Genomic DNA, 16,978 nt, shown 5'->3' with positions numbered 1-16,978 from the left:
CATGGACGCGACCAATGAGCGATTCCCAGCACACCCACAAATCCCACGCGGGACACGACCACAGCCACAAATTGCAGCCTGTGCATAAACACGACCACGGCGCTGATTCCTGCTGTGCATCAAAAGCCGCAGCCCCGTCGCTGATTCAACTGAGCGAGGCGAAAAGCGCCGACGCCCGGTTGAGCAGTTTCCGCATCGAAGCGATGGACTGTCCGACCGAGCAGACGCTGATCCAGAACAAGCTCGGCAAACTGGCCGGGATCCAGCAGCTGGAGTTCAACCTGATCAATCGCGTGCTCGGCGTGACCCACAATCTGTCGGACACCGCGCCGATCATCGACGCGATCAAATCCCTCGGCATGCAGGCCGAGCCGCTGGAGGCGGGCGTTGATGCCCCGGCCGCCGTCCCGGTGAAAAAACACTGGTGGCCGCTGGCGCTGTCCGGCGTCGGTGCACTCGCTGCCGAAGTGATCCACTTCACCAGCGCTGCCCCGACCTGGGTGGTGGCGATCATCGCGCTGATCTCGATCCTCAGCGGCGGCCTCACCACCTACAAGAAGGGCTGGATCGCCCTGAAGAACCGCAACCTCAACATCAACGCCCTGATGAGCATCGCCGTGACCGGTGCGGTGTTGATCGGCCAGTGGCCGGAAGCGGCGATGGTGATGTTCCTGTTCACCGTGGCCGAGCTGATCGAAGCGCGCTCGCTGGATCGCGCACGCAACGCCATCAGCGGTTTGATGCAGATGACGCCGGAGCAGGCGACTGTGTTGCAGGCGGACGGCAAATGGGTCGAACTTGATGTGAAAAGCATCGATCTCGGCGCCCGGGTGCGGGTGAAACCCGGCGAGCGCATCGCGCTGGACGGTGAAGTCGTCAGCGGCAGTTCGACTATCGATCAGGCGCCGATTACCGGCGAAAGCCTGCCGGTGGAAAAAACCATTGGTGACAAAGTGTTCGCCGGCACCATCAACCAGGCCGGCTCGCTGGAATACACAGTGACCGCAGCGGCAAACAATTCCACTCTGGCGCGAATTATCCACGCCGTGGAACAGGCGCAAGGCGCGCGGGCACCGACCCAGCGCTTCGTCGATCAGTTCTCGAAAATCTACACCCCGGTGGTCTTCGTTCTGGCCCTGGCCGTGGCGATCATCCCGCCGTTGTTCATGGGCGCCGTGTGGTTCGACTGGATCTACCGCGCGCTGGTGCTGCTGGTGGTTGCGTGCCCGTGCGCACTGGTGATTTCCACCCCGGTGACCATCGTCAGCGGCCTCGCCGCAGCGGCGCGCAAAGGCATTCTGGTCAAGGGCGGCGTGTACCTGGAGGGCGGTTTCAAGCTCGACTATCTGGCCCTCGACAAGACCGGCACCATCACCCACGGCAAACCGGTGCAGACCGACTACCTGTCCCTCGACCCGACCGCCGATGCCACGGCCCCGGCCATTGCCGCCGCGCTGGCCGGGCGTTCCGATCACCCGGTGTCGCTGGCCATCGCCAATGCCGCTGTGGATAAAGGTTTCGCGCCGCTGGTCGTGGATAACTTCGAAGCCCTGGCCGGGCGCGGTGTGAAGGGTGAGGTCAACGGTCAGGCCTACCATTTGGGCAATCACCGACTGGTGGAAGAGCTGGGCCTGTGCTCGCCGCAACTGGAAGAAAAACTGTTCGCGCTGGAGAAACAGGGCAAGTCCGTGGTGTTGCTGCTCGACAGCTCCGGCCCGCTGGCACTGTTCGCCGTGGCCGACACCGTCAAGGAAACCAGCCGCGAGGCGATCCGCCAGTTGCACGATCTGGGCGTGAAAACCCTGATGCTGACCGGCGACAACGTCCACACCGCTCAGGCGATTGCGGCGCAGGTCGGGATCGATCAGGCCAAGGGCGACTTGTTGCCGACCGACAAACTGCAAGCCATCGAGGACCTGTACGCGCAGGGCCGTCGAGTCGGCATGGTCGGCGACGGCATCAACGATGCGCCGGCACTGGCGCGGGCCGAGATCGGTTTTGCGATGGCGGCAGCCGGCACCGATACGGCAATTGAAACTGCCGATGTCGCCCTGATGGACGACGATTTGCGCAAGATTCCGGCGTTCATCAGCCTGTCCCGCAACACGGCCAGCATCCTGAAACAGAACATTGCGTTGGCATTGGTGATCAAGGCTATCTTTCTTGGGGTAACCTTCGCCGGGCTCGCCACCATGTGGATGGCGGTGTTTGCCGACATGGGCGTGAGCCTGCTGGTGGTGTTCAACGGTTTGCGCCTGTTGCGCAAATAGAGGAAGAGGGACGGTTGTGCTGAGTGCCGAGCTGAAAGCGTTTTACATGGTGGCCCGTCTGGGCAGCATTACGCTGGCGGCGAAAAAGCTCGGCCTCAGCCAACCGACCGTAACCACCCAGATCCGCAATCTGGAAAGCCAGTATTCGGTGGAGCTGTTCTACCGTGGTGGCCGACGGCTGAGTGTCAGCGATGAAGGCGCGCGGCTGCTGCCGATGGTCAAGGCGTTGCTGCAGCAGGAGGCCGACATCGAGTTCTTCCTGCGCAACAGCGGCCAGGTTCAGGGCACGCTGCGCATCGCCGCCACGGCGCCGTATTACATCCTCGATCTGGTGAAGACCTTCCGCGAGCGCTTGCCGCAGGTGGAAGTGTCGGTGGAAATCGGCAATTCACAGCAAGTGCTGGAAGCGCTGGAGGACTACCGGGTGGATGTCGCGGCGTCATCGCAATTGCTCGACGATGCGCGGCTGATCCGCCGGGTGCTCGGCAGCGATCCGCTGGTGCTGGCGGTGCATCGCAATCATCCGCTGGCGGCGCACGACCATGTCACGCTGAACGCGCTGGCCGGGCATACCCTGTTGATGCGCGAGCCGGGCTCGACCACCCGTCGCCTGACCGAAGACTTGCTGGCCGGTGCCGGGGTCAGTTTCGGGCCGTTGCTGGAGATCGGCAGCCGCGAATCGATCCGCGAAGCGGTGCTGCGCAACATCGGCATCAGCATCATTGCCCGCCAGGAAGTGCCGCACGATCCGCAATTGCGGGTGCTGACCCTCGAAAATGCGCCGCAGATCCCCGAATACCTCTACTGCCTCAAGGAACGCAAGAACGCCCGCTTGCCGGCAGCGTTTCTCGGGCTGGCGCAGGAAATGTCTCCGGCGTGATCAACCAAAATCCCTGAATACCACTATCGGTCGTTTTTGCCTCGTTGCCATATGACCGACGCATTACAACTCTAGGATTCGTCTCATCTGCTTGATGAGGCCTGTCCATGAACCCTGCAATCGCAACTGCCCTGACCAACCCCGGCGCTCCGATGAAAGTGCGCGGCGTGCAGAAGCGCTTCGGCGCCTTCACGGCGCTGGATAACGTCTCCCTCGATGTCGCGGCCGGTGAGCTGGTGTGTCTGCTCGGCCCGTCGGGCTGTGGCAAGACCACGTTGCTGCGCTGCATCGCCGGTCTGGAGAAGCAGGACAGCGGCGAGTTGTACCTCGGCGATCGCGATGTTTCCCACCTCGCGCCCCAGGCCCGGGACTACGGGATCCTGTTCCAGTCCTATGCGCTGTTCCCCAATCTGACTGTCGAAGCGAACATTGCCTACGGCCTCGCCGGCAGTGGTCGCGATGAAGTGCGTCGTCGTGTCGGTCAGATGCTGGAACTGGTCGGCCTCAGCGGCAGTGAGAAAAAATACCCGGGCCAGTTGTCCGGCGGCCAGCAGCAACGGGTGGCACTGGCCCGTGCCTTGGCGCCGGCGCCGTCGCTGCTGTTGCTCGACGAACCGATGTCGGCCCTCGACGCCCGGGTCCGCGAGCATCTGTGCACCGAGCTGCGCCAATTGCAGCGCAACCTCGGCATCACCACCCTGATGGTCACCCACAATCAGGACGAGGCCATGCTGATGGCCGACCGCATCGCCGTGATGAACAACGGCAAGGTCGAGCAGTACGCCACCCCGCAGGAAATCTACAACCGCCCGGCCACGCCGTTCGTGGCCGAGTTCGTCGGCCAGGGCAACTGGCTGCCGTTCCAGCGCAGCAGCGATAGCCACGCCAAGGTCGGCGGGATGAACCTGCGTCTGGCCGACGGCAGCGTCCACAGCCCGTCGGGCCGGCTGTTCTGCCGCCCGGAAGCGATCAACGTCAATCCGCTGGTGCACGAAGAAAACCTGTTCCCGGCCAAGGTCCGCGAGATCACTTTCCTCGGCAACCGCTGCCGCATGAGCTTCGAGCTCGATCAATTGCCCGGTCATGCCTTGCTTGCTGAACTGGCGCCGGAAGCCATGCCGCGCCTCGGCGCCCAGCAGATCATGGTCGCCTTGCCACCGCGCAGCCTGCAGGTGTTTGCCTGATGAACAGCAACCTCGCACTGCCGCTACCGCAAAAGCAGGCGCGGCAGGTGTCCGGGGCCGAGGTCGGCGACCGGATCTTCGTCCTCGGCGGCAAACTCCTGCTGCTGGTGCTGCTCGGTGTGGCGGTGCTGTTGCCATTGCTGGCGATCTTCTGGCGCGGCTTCAGCAGCGAAGCCGGGCAGGGCGGTGGCTGGCTGGCGGCGAAGGAGCTGGTGACCAGCGACAATTTCCACTGGTTGCTCGGTAACAGCCTGAAAGTTTCCCTCAGCGTCGCGGCCATCGTCGTACCGCTGGCCTACCTGTTTGCCTACGCCTTGCAGCGCACCTTGATTCCGGCAAAAGGCATCTGGCGCGGGATTTCCCTGCTGCCACTGATGGCGCCATCGATGCTGCCGGGGATTGCGCTGGTCTATCTGTTCGGCAATCAGGGCATGTTGCGCGGGCTGCTGTCGGACAACATCTATGGTTTCTGGGGGATTGTTCTGGGTGAGGTGATCTACACCTTCCCACACGCCTTGATGATTTTGCTGTCAGCCTTGTCGCTGGCGGATGCACGACTGTTCGACGCCGCGTCGAGCATGGGCGCCAGTCCTGCGAAAGCCTTCCGCAGCATCACCTGGCCGGCAACTCGCCAGGCTGTGTTCGCTGCGTTCTGTCTGGTGTTCACCCTGACCATCACCGATTTCGGCGTGCCAGTGGTAGTCGGTGGCGACTACCAAGTGCTGGCGCTGGAAGCCTACAAAGCGGTGGTCGGCCAGCAGCAATTCGGTCGCGGTGCGTTGATCGGCATGGTTCTGCTGCTGCCGGCGCTGTTCAGCTTCGGCGTCGATGCCTGGCTGCGTCGTCGTCACGGCGACTCCATGAGCGGCCGCGCCCAGGTGTTCAAACCGGCGCCGTCGAAGAAGCGCGACGCCTGTTATCTGGCCATCGTCCTGCTGATCAGCGCGGCGTTGCTGCTGGTGTTCGGCATGGCGGTGTTCTCGTCGCTGGTGAAGTTCTGGCCATATAACCTGTCGCTGTCGCTCAATCATTACCAGTTCAACGAAACCGCCGGGGGTGGCTGGCTGGCCTACGGCAACAGTCTGAAGATGGCCCTGGGCACGGCGTTGATCGGCAGCGTGCTGATCTTCACCGGCGCCTACCTGATGGAAAAGACCCGCAGCCAGCGCGGCCTCAATCTGACACTGCGCATGCTCAGTTTCGTACCGATGGCGGTGCCGGGGCTGGTGCTGGGTCTGGGTTATGTCTTCTTCTTCAACCTCACCGGCAACCCGCTGCACGTGCTGTACGGGACCATGACCCTGCTGATCGTCTGCACCATTGCTCACTATCTGACCACTGCGCAGATGACCGCCACCACAGCGTTGCGCCAACTCGACGCCGAATTCGAAGCCGCTGCGCTGTCGCTGAAAGCACCGCTATACCGGCATTACCTGAAGGTCACCGTGCCGATCTGCCTGCCGGCGCTGCTGGACATCGTGCGCTACCTGTTCGTCTCGGCGATGACCACCGTGTCCGCCGCGATCTTCCTCTACAGCCCCGACACCATCCTCGCGGCGGTGGCGGTGCTGAACATGGATGACGCCGGCAACGTCGGCGGCGCGGCGGCGATGTCGACCCTGATTCTGTTCACCTCGGCGGGCGTTTCCTTGCTGCTGGCGTGGGCTTCGCGCGGCTTGCTGCGCCGTTCCCAGGCCTGGCGGCAAACGGCGCCGGGCCACTGATTCCATCCCGTTCAACTCCCCCTCAACTCAAAAGACAGGAAAACGATCATGTTCAAGCCTATGGCCCTGGCCGCTGCTGTGCTCGCTACTTTCAGCCTGAATGCCTTCGCGGCAAAAACCGAGTTGACGGTGTACACCGCCCTCGAAGCCGAGCAACTGACTGCCTACAAGGCTGCGTTCGAAAAGGCCAACCCGGATGTCGAGATCAAGTGGGTGCGTGACTCCACCGGGATCATCACCGCCAAACTGTTGGCCGAAAAGGATCGCCCGCAGGCTGACGCGGTATGGGGCCTGGCCGCTTCGAGCCTGGCGATTCTCGACCAGCAAGGCATGCTGCAAAGCTATGCGCCGAAGGACCTGGGCAAGATCGGAGCGAACTACCGCGACGCCGCCAACCCGCCAGCCTGGGTCGGCATGGACGTCTGGGCCGCGACCATCTGCTTCAACACCGTCGAGGCCGAGAAGCAGGGCCTGACCAAGCCGGTGAGCTGGCAGGACCTGACCAAGCCTGAGTACAAAGGCAAGATCGTGATGCCGAACCCGGCCTCGTCCGGCACCGGTTTCCTCGACGTCAGCGCCTGGCTGCAAACCTTCGGCGAGAAACAGGGCTGGGCCTACATGGACGGTCTGCACCAGAACATCGGCCAGTACGTTCACTCCGGTTCCAAGCCTTGCAAACTGGCGGCCGCTGGCGAATTCCCGATCGGGATTTCCTTTGAGTACCCGGCCGTTCAGCTGAAGCGTCAGGGCGCGCCACTGGACATCATCCTGCCGAAGGAAGGCCTGGGCTGGGAGATCGAAGCGACTGCCGTGATCAAAGGCACGCCGCATGAAGAAGCCGCGAAAAAACTGGCCGACTTCTCCGCCAGCGCCCCGGCGATGGATCTGTACAAGGAAAACTTCGCCGTCCTCGCTCAGCCGGGCATCGCCAAGCCGCAGACCGAACTGCCGGCCGACTATGAACAGCGCCTGATCAAGAACGACTTTGCCTGGGCTTCGAAGAACCGCGACGAGATCCTGACCGAATGGCGCAAGCGCTATGACGGCAAGTCCGAGAAAGTGGTCGCCAAGTAAGATCTTCATCGACTGACAGGGGCCCATCGCGAGCCGGCTCGCTCCCACATTGGATCTTCAGTGAACGCAAATTTTGTGTGCGCCAAAAATCCCCTGTGGGAGCGAGCCTGCTCGCGAAAGTGGCCTCTCATTCAGAGCACTTCTCAATGACACAACACAAAGACTTGCTGATCGTCGGCGCCGGCATTCTGGGCCTGTCCCACGCCTATGCCGCCGCCCGGCGCGGTCTCAAGGTCGCGGTTTTCGAGCGCACTGCCACGCCTATTGGCGCCTCGGTACGCAACTTCGGCCAGGCACTGGTCACCGGCCAGACACCGGGCCCGATGCTCGAACTGGCCAAGGCCAGCCGCGAAATCTGGGGTCAGTGGGCGCAGCTCGCCGGTCTGCAACTCAAGCGCAACGGTTCGTACTTGTTCGCTCGCACCGAGGCCGAAGAGCACTTGCTCGAAGCCTTCTGCGCCGGGCGCGCCGTGGAGCACGGCTACCGCGTCGAACTGCTGCGCGGTGCCGCGTTGCGTGATCTGTATGGCGGCCAGTTCAGCCATCACCGCGCCGCACTGCACGGCATGGACGATCAACAGCTGTATTCCCGGGAAGCGATTCCGGCGCTGATCGAATACCTGCGCCGCGAACTCGGCGTCGAGTTTCACTTCTCGACGCTGGTACGCGATGTCGAACCGGGGAACCTGCACAGCACCGCCGGGATCTTCACCGCCGAGCAGATCATCGTCTGCTCCGGCCACGATTATCAGACCCTGCTGGCCGAGCCGATTGCTGCCCTCGACCCGCAGATCTGCCGCCTGCAAATGCTCCGCGCCCGGCCGCAGATCGACCTGAACCTGCAACACGCTCTGCTCACCGGCCTCAGCTGCGTGCATTACGGCGCCTTCGCCGATTTGCCGGAAGCGGCGGCGGTACAGGCGCAGATCCTGCGCGAGCAACCGCACCTGCAGGAAAACGGCATTCACCTGCTGATCAGCCCGACCCCTTATGGCGAACTGATCATCGGCGACTCGCACCATTACGGCAGCGATCCGTCACCGTTCAACGCCGAGCAGGTCGACAACTGGATGCTCGAACTGGCCGAACAGACCCTTGGCTGCAAGGTGCAAGTGGTCGAGCGCTGGCAGGGTGTCTATGGTTCCCGGGGGCCGGGACCGTTTTCCTTCCTGCGTCCGGCGCCGGGGCTGAGCGTGGCGCTGATGCACAGCGGCGTCGGCATGAGCGTCGGCCCGGCCATGGCCGAGCGCAATGTTGCACAGCTTTTTGGAGAGCGTTGATGTTGAATCACGAGCAAGTCATTGACCGGGTGTTCGGCCTCTATGAACGGTTCGGCGCCAGCGACTACATCGGCGAACCGGTGTCGCAGATCGAGCACATGTCCCAGGCGGCGCAACTGGCCATCGCCGAAGGCTTCGACGATGAAGTGGTGCTCGCTGCGTTCTTCCACGACATCGGCCACTTGTGTGCCGAAGGCGCGGAGAACATGGGCGGTTACGGCGTGGTCAGTCACGAGCGCCTCGGTGCCGACTATTTGCGTGAGGCCGGATTCAGCGAGCGCCTGGCGCGGCTGGTGGAATATCACGTCCAGGCCAAGCGCTATCTGACGCTCAGGGAGCCGGGTTATTACGAACGCTTGAGCGAGGCCAGCCGCCGCACCCTGGAATATCAGGGCGGGGTGATGACTGAGGCTGAAGCCGTTGCTTTCGAACAGGATCCGCTGTGTGCCGTCAGTCTGCGGATGCGCCAGTGGGATGAACTGGCGAAGGAGATGGCGGTGCCGGTGATGGATCTGGGCGTGCTGAAAGACAAAGCGGCGCGGGTTCTGGCGGCCTGAGGTCAGCTGCTACAAATCTCCAGCCAACGACTCAATCTGCTCCTGCCGCTCAGCCTGATTCAGCTTCGGATGCGGATTGAGCGAAGACCATTGCGGATGCGCCCGGGCCTTGCCCAAAGCCTCGGGCAACTTGCCTTCGCGCCAGGTCTTGTCCTGCGGCGTTGCCACCTGAATGCTGTCCAGTGCCGCATGACCCCGGGCATTCAGCGCCTGCAGCAGTTGTCGCTGACGCAGAGCCAACAGGCGCAACACGCTGTCATCGACCGTCAGTTCTCGCTGCCCTTTGATCTTGCCCAGCAGACGATTGCCATAACTGCGGGCGGTTTGCAGGGCGCCGCCGGCAATTGCACCGGCCAGGGCGGCGGCGCCGAGGGTGATGCCGCCCACCAGCAAATCCACCCCCGCACCGGCGGCTGCACCGGCCGCAATTCCGCCGCCAACCCGCACGCCGAGTTGCTTGAGGGTTTCCGGGTTGAACAGGTCGTCGCCCCAACGCCCGTCGAGCAACGGCAGATCGCTGGCGGCGGCGTCTTGCGGGCGGAAAGCGTAGAGCTTGAGCAGCGCTTCGACGCATTTCTGCTCGCGTTGGCGCACGGCTTTGCGCAGTTCACTGATGGCCTGTTGTTCCTGTTCGGCGTTGCTCGCCACACTGCGTCGGCATGCGGCGCAGTCGATCAGCAATTCGGCGATAAGGCGTGCGGCGCTTTGCTCGCGGGCGAGGCGTTGGGCTTGTTGATCGGCGATCAGCCGTTCGAGCTGAGGGCGGGCGTTTTCCAGCAACAGTGCGAGGCTTTCATACAGCCGCCGCTCGCCATCTTCGGGTGGGGCGACGCTGTCGAAACGCACCAGCGCATGCAGGCCGAGACGCGCCAGTGCTTCACGCCAGTCCGGCTCGCGGTGGTTGGCGCTGCTGACGAAATTCAGTACCGGCAGCAAAGGTTTGCCGCAACTGGCCAGCACTTCCAGTTCATCGCGGTACTTGGCCAGCACCGGTTCCCGGGCATCGATCACATACAGGCCGGCATCGGAGTCGAGCAGTTGCCGCAGCACCTTGGCTTCCTGTTCGAAACGCTGGCGTGCTTCGCTGCCGTCGAGAAACCGTGCCAGCCGCGCCGGGCCGTCGAGGCGTTCGCCGGGGCGTTCCAGACGCTCGAGAAAATCCAGCAGGGCGATGGCGTCTTCCAGGCCCGGTGTGTCGTAGAGGTCGAGCAACGGCTCGCCATCCACCGACAGCCGCGCGCCTTCGACATGCCGCGTGGTGCTCGGCCGATGGGACACTTCGCCGAAGCCGACGTCGCGGGTCAGGGTGCGCAACAGCGACGTCTTGCCGACGTTGGTGTGGCCGACCACCGCCAGTTTCAGCGGCGCTTTCCAGGCATCAGTCATGTCCGTGCTCCAGCCAGTTCAACGGGGCGCAATCGGCGAACGGCAGCTCCAGCTGTTGCAGCGCCACGTGCCAGTCACCGAGGCGTTCGGCGTCCAGCGCCTGTCCTTGCGGCGCCTGCAACAGCCAGACCCGGGTCGCGGCGGCATTGCGCGCCAGTTCGGCGATCAGTGCCAGGCTGCCGCGATCCGGCGAGCGCCGTGGGTCGCAGGCAATCGCGAGACGCGCCGGCGGGAAACGGCTGAGCTGTTCGAGCAGTTTGTTGCGCGATTCCCGGCTGTCGAGGATGCCGGCGTTGCTGACGTTTTTCGGCAGCGTAGGTGGCCACGGGTGTTGATCGTCGAGTTCGATCGCCACCAGCAACGCGCCATCGCTGGCGAGTTCGCCGACCGTGCTTTCGACGCGGTGCAATTGCGCAGGCTCGGGGTCGGTGATGCCGAGGCGTTCGCTGGTCGGCATCAGGCGTTCGCGCAGTTGAGCGTAGCCGGGCAGGTTCAGGTCCAGACGCAACGCAGCCTTGCCGCTGTTCCAGCGCCAGAAGCAAAACAGCGCCAGCAGCAGACGCGGCAGCACGCCGTACACCACCAATACGCCGACCAGCCAGGTCGCCCAGGCCTGGCGGGCGCTTTCGATGTTCAGCGCGATGTCGCCGCTGGCGCGGATCATGTCCACGGTCGGTACGTTGAAACCCAGCAGCGCCGGCAATGCGCCGAGGGCCTGGGTCATGTTGATGAAGGTGTCGGCGCTGAGAATCGTGGTTTCCCAGACGAAGCCGTAGCGTCGGGTCGCCATCAGCGTCAGCAGCAAAACCAGCGCGCTGAACATCGCCAGCAACCACAGGCCATTGACCAGCGTACCGAGCGCCCAGCGATTGAGTTTCTTTCGTTGCAGCATCAACAGCAGGGCCGGCGCCAGTTGCCCAGCCTTGGCGTCGCGGGCGAATTTTTCACTGAGCCACAGCCACAAACGGCCAAGAGTAGCGCCGTGTTCACCAGCGAAGATCAGCCCCAACGCCCAGCTCAACAGCAAAATCAGATTCAGCCCGAGCAGACTGCCCAGGGCCCAGAACACATTGACCGGCGTCTGGCCCAACGCGGCGAAGGCCAGACCTGCGCCGCTCAGTACCGCGAAGATCGTCAGCAGCACCAGCGCCAGACGCGCGCCTTGCAGCCAGTGCTTGAGCGCCGAGGTCAGACCATCGCGCTCGGCCAGCCACAGGGCACGGCGTTGAATGCGTCCCGGCAGATCGCCGCCGGCCGCGCGGGCCAGGCGATTGGCTTCCTGATCGTCCAGCGGGCCTGCGTGTTCTTCGCGCAGGCGCACGGTTTCGGTGAGCCAGAGGTTTTGCAGTGGAGTCAGTTCAGTCACGCGGCATCCCGATGCTTGATTGAGCCGTGAGCATAACCGCTGTGGCGCTTATCGGGGTAAGCGCGGCTCTGGTATCCTCGCCGGCATGACTAAATCACTCCCCCTCAGCCTGATCGCAGCCCTCGGTGAAAACCGCGTGATCGGCGTCGACAACAGCATGCCCTGGCACCTGCCGGGGGACTTCAAATACTTCAAGGCCACGACGCTCGGCAAGCCGATCATCATGGGTCGCAAGACCTGGGATTCGCTGGGTCGTCCATTGCCGGGCCGTTTGAACATCGTAGTCAGCCGTCAGCAGGATCTGGTGCTGGAAGGGGCGGAAGTCTACCCGTCGCTGGAAGCCGCCGTGGTTCGCGCCGAAGAATGGGCGAAAGAGCAGGGCGTCGACGAGTTGATGCTGATTGGCGGGGCGCAACTGTATGCGCAAGGGCTGGCGCAGGCGGATCGCTTGTATCTGACCCGTGTTGCGCTGAGCCCGGAAGGCGATGCGTGGTTTCCGGAGTTCGATCTGAACCAGTGGAAACTGGTGTCGAATGTGCCGAATCCGGCTGAGGGCGACAAACCGGCTTACCACTTCGAAGTCTGGGAAAAAGCCTGAATCCGTGGCGAGGGAGCACGCTCCCTCGCCACAGCTTCAATCAAGCCTGAGCAAGCTCCGCATGCTCATCGGCATCCAGCAGGGCCTTGTCGGTCTGCTGCATCACCTGGCTGGTAATCGCGCCAGCGGTGATCGAACCGCTCACGTTCAGCGCCGTACGACCCATGTCGATCAGCGGCTCGACCGAAATCAGCAACGCCACCAGCGAAACCGGCAAGCCCATGGCCGGCAGCACGATCAGTGCCGCGAAGGTCGCGCCGCCACCTACGCCCGCCACACCGGCCGAACTCAAGGTCACAATCGCCACCAGCGTCGCGATCCATAGCGGATCCAGCGGGTTGATGCCGACCGTTGGTGCAACCATCACCGCCAGCATCGCCGGGTACAGGCCGGCGCAGCCGTTCTGGCCGATGGTCGCGCCGAAGGACGCGGCGAAGCTTGCCACCGATTGCGGAATGCCCAGACGACGGGTCTGCGCTTCGATGCTCAGCGGAATGCTCGCGGCGCTGGAGCGGCTGGTGAAGGCGAAGGTCAGCACCGGCCAGATCTTGCGGAAGAAACGCAGCGGGTTGATCCCGGCCGCGGAGACCAGCAGGCCGTGCACCACGAACATCAGGCCCAGACCGACGTACGACACCACCACGAAACTGCCGAGCTTGATGATGTCCTGCAGGTTGGAACCGGCCACCACTTTGGTCATCAGCGCCAGCACGCCGTACGGGGTCAGCTTCATCACCAGACGCACCAGACGCATCACCCAGGCTTGCAGGGTGTCGATGGCGTTGATCACTTTCTGACCTTTCTCGGCGTCATCCTTGAGCAGTTGCAGTGCGGCAACCCCCATGAACGCGGCGAAGATCACCACGCTGATGATCGAGGTCGGCTTGGCCCGCGCCAGGTCGGCGAACGGGTTCTGGGGGATGAACGACAGCAGCAGTTGCGGCACATTCAGGTCGGCGACCTTGCCGGCGTAGTCGGTCTGAATGGTTTGCAGACGGGCCATTTCCTGCGTGCCGGCGACCAGACCTTCGGCGGTCAGGCCGAACAGGTTGGTCAGGCCGATGCCGATCAGCGCCGCAATGGCGGTGGTGAACAGCAGGGTGCCGATGGTCAGGAAGCTGATCTTGCCCAGCGACGACGCGTTGTGCAGACGGGCCACGGCGCTGAGGATCGAGGCGAACACCAGCGGGATCACGATCATCTGCAGCAGCTGCACGTAACCGTTGCCCACCAGATCGAACCAGCCGATCGAGGCTTTCAGCACCGGGTTGCCGGCACCGTAGATCGTGTGCAGTGCGACGCCGAACGCCACGCCCAGCACCAGGGCGAGCAGGACTTTTTTCGCCAGGCTCCACGAGGTGTGGCGGGTTTGTGCCAGACCGAAGAGCAGGGCGAGGAACACCAGCAAGTTGAGAATCAGGGGCAGATTCATGAGGACTCCAGAAAAGACTGTGCCAACAACCTTCCGGGGCTGTTGCGAACCGGCAAGCCTAACAGTTTGATTTCCAATGATTTAATACCGAAATCAAAGGTCGTCCGTCGTTTTTGGAATAAGCGGGTGTCGCTCTCGGGGATGCAGTTGGCGCAAAAGGGACGTGGACGGTCGCTGACAGACGGTAACTGTCACACTGATTTGTTAGCGTCGATCTCTTTCAATCGGGGAGAAACGCAGAATGAAGTTCGCACCTAAATTGCTGGCTGCCGCACTCTGCTTCGGCCTTGTTGGCCAAGCGTTCGCCACTGACCTCAAGCACTGGCCGGCGGACCAGGCCAAGGCACTGGACGCGATGATCGCGGCCAACGCCAACAAGGGTAACTACGCGGTGTTCGACATGGACAACACCAGTTACCGCTACGACCTCGAAGAGTCGCTGCTGCCGTTCATGGAAAACAAGGGCCTGATCACCCGTGACAAGCTCGACCCGTCGCTGAAACTGATCCCGTTCAAGGACACCGCCGACCACAAGGAAAGCCTGTTCAGCTACTACTACCGCCTCTGCGAAGTCGACGACATGGTCTGCTACCCATGGGTGGCGCAGGTGTTCTCCGGCTTCACCCTCAAGGAACTCAAAGGTTACGTCGACGAACTGATGGCCTCGGGCAAACCGGTGCCGGCGACCTATTACGAAGGCGATGTGGTGAAGAACATCGACGTGCAGCCGCCGAAAGTCTTCACCGGTCAGGCCGAGCTGTACAACAAACTGATGGAGAACGGCATCGAGGTCTACGTGATGACCGCCGCCTCCGAAGAACTGGTGCGTATGGTCGCGGCCGATCCGAAGTACGGCTACAACGTCAAACCGCAGAACGTCATCGGTGTTACCACCTTGCTGAAGAACCGCGAGACCGGTGAGCTGACCACCGCACGCAAGCAGATCACTGCCGGCAAGTATGACGAGAAGGCCAACCTCGGCCTGGAACTGACCCCGTACCTGTGGACCCCGGCGACCTGGATGGCCGGCAAGCATGCGGCGATCCTGACCTACATCGACGAATGGAAAAAACCGGTACTGGTGGGCGGCGACACCCCGAGCAGCGACGGCTACATGCTGTTCCACAGCGTCGACGTGGCCAAGGGCGGCATTCACTTGTGGGTCAACCGCAAGGACAAATACATGACCCAGCTCAACGGCATGATGGCCAAGCACGCGGCGGCCCAGGCGAAAGAAGGTTTGCCGGTGACGGCGGACAAGAACTGGGTGATCGTGAAGCCGGAAGAGATTCAGTAAGCCTCAAGGCAAAAAAATGCCCCGCACTTGGCGGGGCATTTTTGTTTCTGCGATTTGACCCTTACAGGCCGTCGAGCATGGCCTTGTTACGCACCGCACCCTTGTCGGCGCTGGTGGCCAGCAGGGCGTAGGCCTTGAGGGCGGTAGTCACTTTACGTGGACGCTTCTCGACCGGTTTCCAGCCTTTCTTGTCCTGCTCGACACGGCGTGCCGCCAGTTCTTCGTCGCTGATCAACAGGTTGATCGAGCGGTTCGGAATGTCGATCAGCACCTTGTCACCGTCCTGCACCAGACCGATCGCGCCGCCGGCCGCAGCCTCTGGCGAAGCGTGGCCGATGGACAGGCCGGACGTACCGCCGGAGAAACGGCCATCGGTCAGCAGGGCACAGGCTTTGCCCAGGCCCTTGGATTTCAGGTACGACGTCGGGTAGAGCATTTCCTGCATACCCGGGCCGCCTTTCGGGCCTTCGTAGCGAATGATGACGATGTCGCCTTCCTTCACTTCGTCGGCGAGGATGCCGCGCACGGCGCTGTCCTGGCTTTCGAAGATCTTCGCGTTGCCTTCGAAGACGTGAATCGACTCGTCGACACCGGCGGTTTTCACCACGCAGCCGTCCAGGGCGATGTTGCCGTACAGCACGGCCAGGCCGCCTTCTTTCGAATAGGCGTGCTCGAAGCTGCGGATGCAGCCGTTTTCACGGTCGTCATCCAGGGTTTCCCAACGGGTCGACTGGCTGAACGCGGTTTGCGTCGGAATGCCGGCCGGGCCTGCCTTGAAGAAATGGTGCACGGCTTCATCGTCGGTCTGGGTGATGTCCCACTTGGCGATGGCCTCTTCCATGCTGCGGCTGTGCACGGTCGGCAGGTCGGTGTGCAGCAGGCCGCCACGGGCCAGCGAACCGAGGATGCTGAAGATGCCGCCGGCGCGGTGCACGTCTTCCATGTGGTACTTCTGGATGTTCGGCGCGACCTTGCACAGCTGCGGCACCTTGCGCGACAGACGATCGATGTCGCGCAGGTCGAAGTCGATCTCGGCTTCCTGGGCGGCGGCCAGCAAGTGCAGGATGGTATTGGTCGAACCGCCCATGGCGATGTCGAGCATCATCGCGTTCTCGAACGCCTTGAAGTTGGCGATGTTGCGCGGCAGTACCGACTCGTCGTTCTCGCCGTAGTAGCGTTTGCACAGTTCGACGATGGTGCGGCCGGCCTGCAGGAACAGCTGTTCGCGATCGCTATGGGTGGCCAGGGTCGAACCGTTGCCCGGCAATGCGAGGCCCAGGGCTTCGGTCAGGCAGTTCATCGAGTTGGCGGTGAACATGCCGGAGCACGAACCGCAGGTTGGACAGGCGCTGCGCTCGTACTCGGCAACCTTCTCGTCAGAAGCGCTGGAGTCGGCGGCGATGACCATGGCGTCGACGAGGTCGAGACCGTGGCTGGCCAGTTTGGTCTTGCCGGCTTCCATCGGGCCGCCGGAGACGAAGATCACCGGGATGTTCAGGCGCAGGGCGGCCATCAGCATGCCCGGGGTGATCTTGTCGCAGTTGGAGATGCAGACGATGGCGTCGGCGCAGTGGGCGTTGACCATGTACTCGACGGAGTCGGCGATGATCTCGCGGCTCGGTAGCGAATACAGCATGCCGTCGTGGCCCATGGCGATGCCGTCGTCCACGGCGATGGTGTTGAATTCTTTCGCCACGCCACCGGCGCGTTCGATTTCACGGGCAACCAGCTGGCCCAGATCCTTCAGGTGTACGTGGCCCGGTACGAACTGGGTGAAGGAGTTGGCAATGGCGATGATCGGCTTCTTGAAGTCGTCATCCTTCATCCCGGTGGCGCGCCACAGTGCGCGGGCGCCGGCCATGTTGCGGCCGTGGGTGGATGTTTTCGAGCGGTAATCTGGCATGGAGCACTCCGGGCGGCTAATCAGGTA

At 62.9% G+C, this 16,978-nt stretch carries 13 protein-coding genes; 9 read left to right on the top strand and 4 right to left on the bottom strand.

All coding sequences use genetic code 11. The features are described 5' to 3' along the window. Window positions 1-14: 14 nt before the first annotated feature. From DLD99_RS27345 to DLD99_RS27315, 7 genes are all read left to right on the top strand, one after another. Complete coding sequence (locus DLD99_RS27345) at window positions 15-2,270, top strand: heavy metal translocating P-type ATPase (protein WP_114886151.1); 2,256 nt, start codon at window positions 15-17, stop codon at window positions 2,268-2,270. 16 nt (window positions 2,271-2,286) lie between these two features. Continuing rightward, the gene (locus DLD99_RS27340; protein ID WP_114886149.1) at window positions 2,287-3,150 is read left to right on the top strand and encodes a LysR family transcriptional regulator; all 864 of its coding nucleotides are present in this window, start codon (window positions 2,287-2,289) and stop codon (window positions 3,148-3,150) included. Window positions 3,151-3,257: 107 nt separating this feature from the next. After that, entirely contained in the window at window positions 3,258-4,334 is a 1,077-nt protein-coding gene (locus DLD99_RS27335; RefSeq protein WP_085709030.1) for a putative 2-aminoethylphosphonate ABC transporter ATP-binding protein, read from the top strand. Beyond that, the gene (locus tag DLD99_RS27330) at window positions 4,334-6,058 is read left to right on the top strand and encodes a putative 2-aminoethylphosphonate ABC transporter permease subunit (RefSeq protein ID WP_114886147.1); all 1,725 of its coding nucleotides are present in this window, start codon (window positions 4,334-4,336) and stop codon (window positions 6,056-6,058) included. The genes DLD99_RS27335 and DLD99_RS27330 overlap by 1 nt, the downstream gene beginning before the upstream one ends. A 48-nt stretch (window positions 6,059-6,106) precedes the next feature. Further along, entirely contained in the window at window positions 6,107-7,132 is a 1,026-nt protein-coding gene (locus DLD99_RS27325) for a putative 2-aminoethylphosphonate ABC transporter substrate-binding protein (protein WP_114886145.1), read from the top strand. A 146-nt stretch (window positions 7,133-7,278) separates the two neighbouring features. Next, window positions 7,279-8,412, top strand: coding sequence for a TIGR03364 family FAD-dependent oxidoreductase (locus tag DLD99_RS27320; protein WP_114886143.1), 1,134 nt, complete (start codon window positions 7,279-7,281; stop codon window positions 8,410-8,412). Next, entirely contained in the window at window positions 8,412-8,969 is a 558-nt protein-coding gene (locus tag DLD99_RS27315) for a phosphonate degradation HD-domain oxygenase (RefSeq protein WP_114886142.1), read from the top strand. Before DLD99_RS27320 ends, DLD99_RS27315 begins: the two co-directional genes overlap by 1 nt. Before the next feature lie 9 nt (window positions 8,970-8,978). Here the strand turns inward: DLD99_RS27315 and DLD99_RS27310 are convergent, their stop codons facing one another. Together DLD99_RS27310 and DLD99_RS27305 are read right to left on the bottom strand one after the other, a co-directional pair. Then, window positions 8,979-10,355 carry a GTPase/DUF3482 domain-containing protein gene (locus DLD99_RS27310; RefSeq protein WP_114886140.1) on the bottom strand — a complete coding sequence of 459 codons (1,377 nt, stop codon included), beginning with the start codon at window positions 10,353-10,355 and terminating at the stop codon, window positions 8,979-8,981. After that, window positions 10,348-11,721 (bottom strand): DUF2868 domain-containing protein, encoded by a 1,374-nt coding sequence (locus tag DLD99_RS27305; protein ID WP_114886138.1) that lies wholly within the window; start codon window positions 11,719-11,721, stop codon window positions 10,348-10,350. Before DLD99_RS27305 ends, DLD99_RS27310 begins: the two co-directional genes overlap by 8 nt. A gap of 85 nt (window positions 11,722-11,806) precedes the next feature. On the opposite strand from DLD99_RS27305, the gene DLD99_RS27300 reads away from it, so the two are divergent. Next, window positions 11,807-12,319, top strand: a complete 513-nt coding sequence (locus tag DLD99_RS27300; RefSeq protein ID WP_114886136.1) for a dihydrofolate reductase — start codon at window positions 11,807-11,809, stop codon at window positions 12,317-12,319. A gap of 40 nt (window positions 12,320-12,359) precedes the next feature. Here DLD99_RS27300 and DLD99_RS27295 read toward each other — a convergent pair whose 3' ends face one another. Further along, window positions 12,360-13,751, bottom strand: a complete 1,392-nt coding sequence (locus DLD99_RS27295) for an L-cystine transporter (protein WP_114886134.1) — start codon at window positions 13,749-13,751, stop codon at window positions 12,360-12,362. 241 nt (window positions 13,752-13,992) lie between these two features. Between DLD99_RS27295 and DLD99_RS27290 the strand changes: the two genes are divergently transcribed. Beyond that, window positions 13,993-15,048 carry an HAD family hydrolase gene (locus DLD99_RS27290; protein WP_114886132.1) on the top strand — a complete coding sequence of 352 codons (1,056 nt, stop codon included), beginning with the start codon at window positions 13,993-13,995 and terminating at the stop codon, window positions 15,046-15,048. 61 nt (window positions 15,049-15,109) lie between these two features. On the opposite strand, the gene ilvD is transcribed toward DLD99_RS27290, so the two are convergent. After that, window positions 15,110-16,951: a dihydroxy-acid dehydratase gene (ilvD, locus tag DLD99_RS27285; protein WP_064380052.1), complete on the bottom strand. Its 1,842-nt coding sequence runs from the start codon at window positions 16,949-16,951 to the stop codon at window positions 15,110-15,112. Window positions 16,952-16,978 lie beyond the last annotated feature (27 nt).

The sequence above is a fragment of the Pseudomonas kribbensis genome (genome assembly GCF_003352185.1).
Taxonomy (GTDB): domain Bacteria; phylum Pseudomonadota; class Gammaproteobacteria; order Pseudomonadales; family Pseudomonadaceae; genus Aquipseudomonas; species Aquipseudomonas kribbensis.
The sequence above is the reverse complement of the archived record's forward strand: the minus strand, read 5'-3'. Positions and strand labels throughout refer to the sequence as shown.

Bases quoted from the DNA above. Each gene is read 5' to 3' on its own strand.
- DLD99_RS27345 (WP_114886151.1), top strand. From the start codon at position 15: ATGAGCGATTCCCAGCACACCCACAAATCCCACGCGGGACACGACCAC.
- DLD99_RS27335 (WP_085709030.1), top strand. From the start codon at position 3,258: ATGAACCCTGCAATCGCAACTGCCCTGACCAACCCCGGCGCTCCGATG.
- DLD99_RS27330 (WP_114886147.1), top strand. From the start codon at position 4,334: ATGAACAGCAACCTCGCACTGCCGCTACCGCAAAAGCAGGCGCGGCAG.
- DLD99_RS27325 (WP_114886145.1), top strand. From the start codon at position 6,107: ATGTTCAAGCCTATGGCCCTGGCCGCTGCTGTGCTCGCTACTTTCAGC.
- DLD99_RS27320 (WP_114886143.1), top strand. From the start codon at position 7,279: ATGACACAACACAAAGACTTGCTGATCGTCGGCGCCGGCATTCTGGGC.
- DLD99_RS27315 (WP_114886142.1), top strand. From the start codon at position 8,412: ATGTTGAATCACGAGCAAGTCATTGACCGGGTGTTCGGCCTCTATGAA.
- DLD99_RS27310 (WP_114886140.1), bottom strand. From the start codon at position 10,355: ATGACTGATGCCTGGAAAGCGCCGCTGAAACTGGCGGTGGTCGGCCAC.
- DLD99_RS27300 (WP_114886136.1), top strand. From the start codon at position 11,807: ATGACTAAATCACTCCCCCTCAGCCTGATCGCAGCCCTCGGTGAAAAC.
- DLD99_RS27295 (WP_114886134.1), bottom strand. From the start codon at position 13,751: ATGAATCTGCCCCTGATTCTCAACTTGCTGGTGTTCCTCGCCCTGCTC.
- DLD99_RS27290 (WP_114886132.1), top strand. From the start codon at position 13,993: ATGAAGTTCGCACCTAAATTGCTGGCTGCCGCACTCTGCTTCGGCCTT.
- ilvD (WP_064380052.1), bottom strand. From the start codon at position 16,951: ATGCCAGATTACCGCTCGAAAACATCCACCCACGGCCGCAACATGGCC.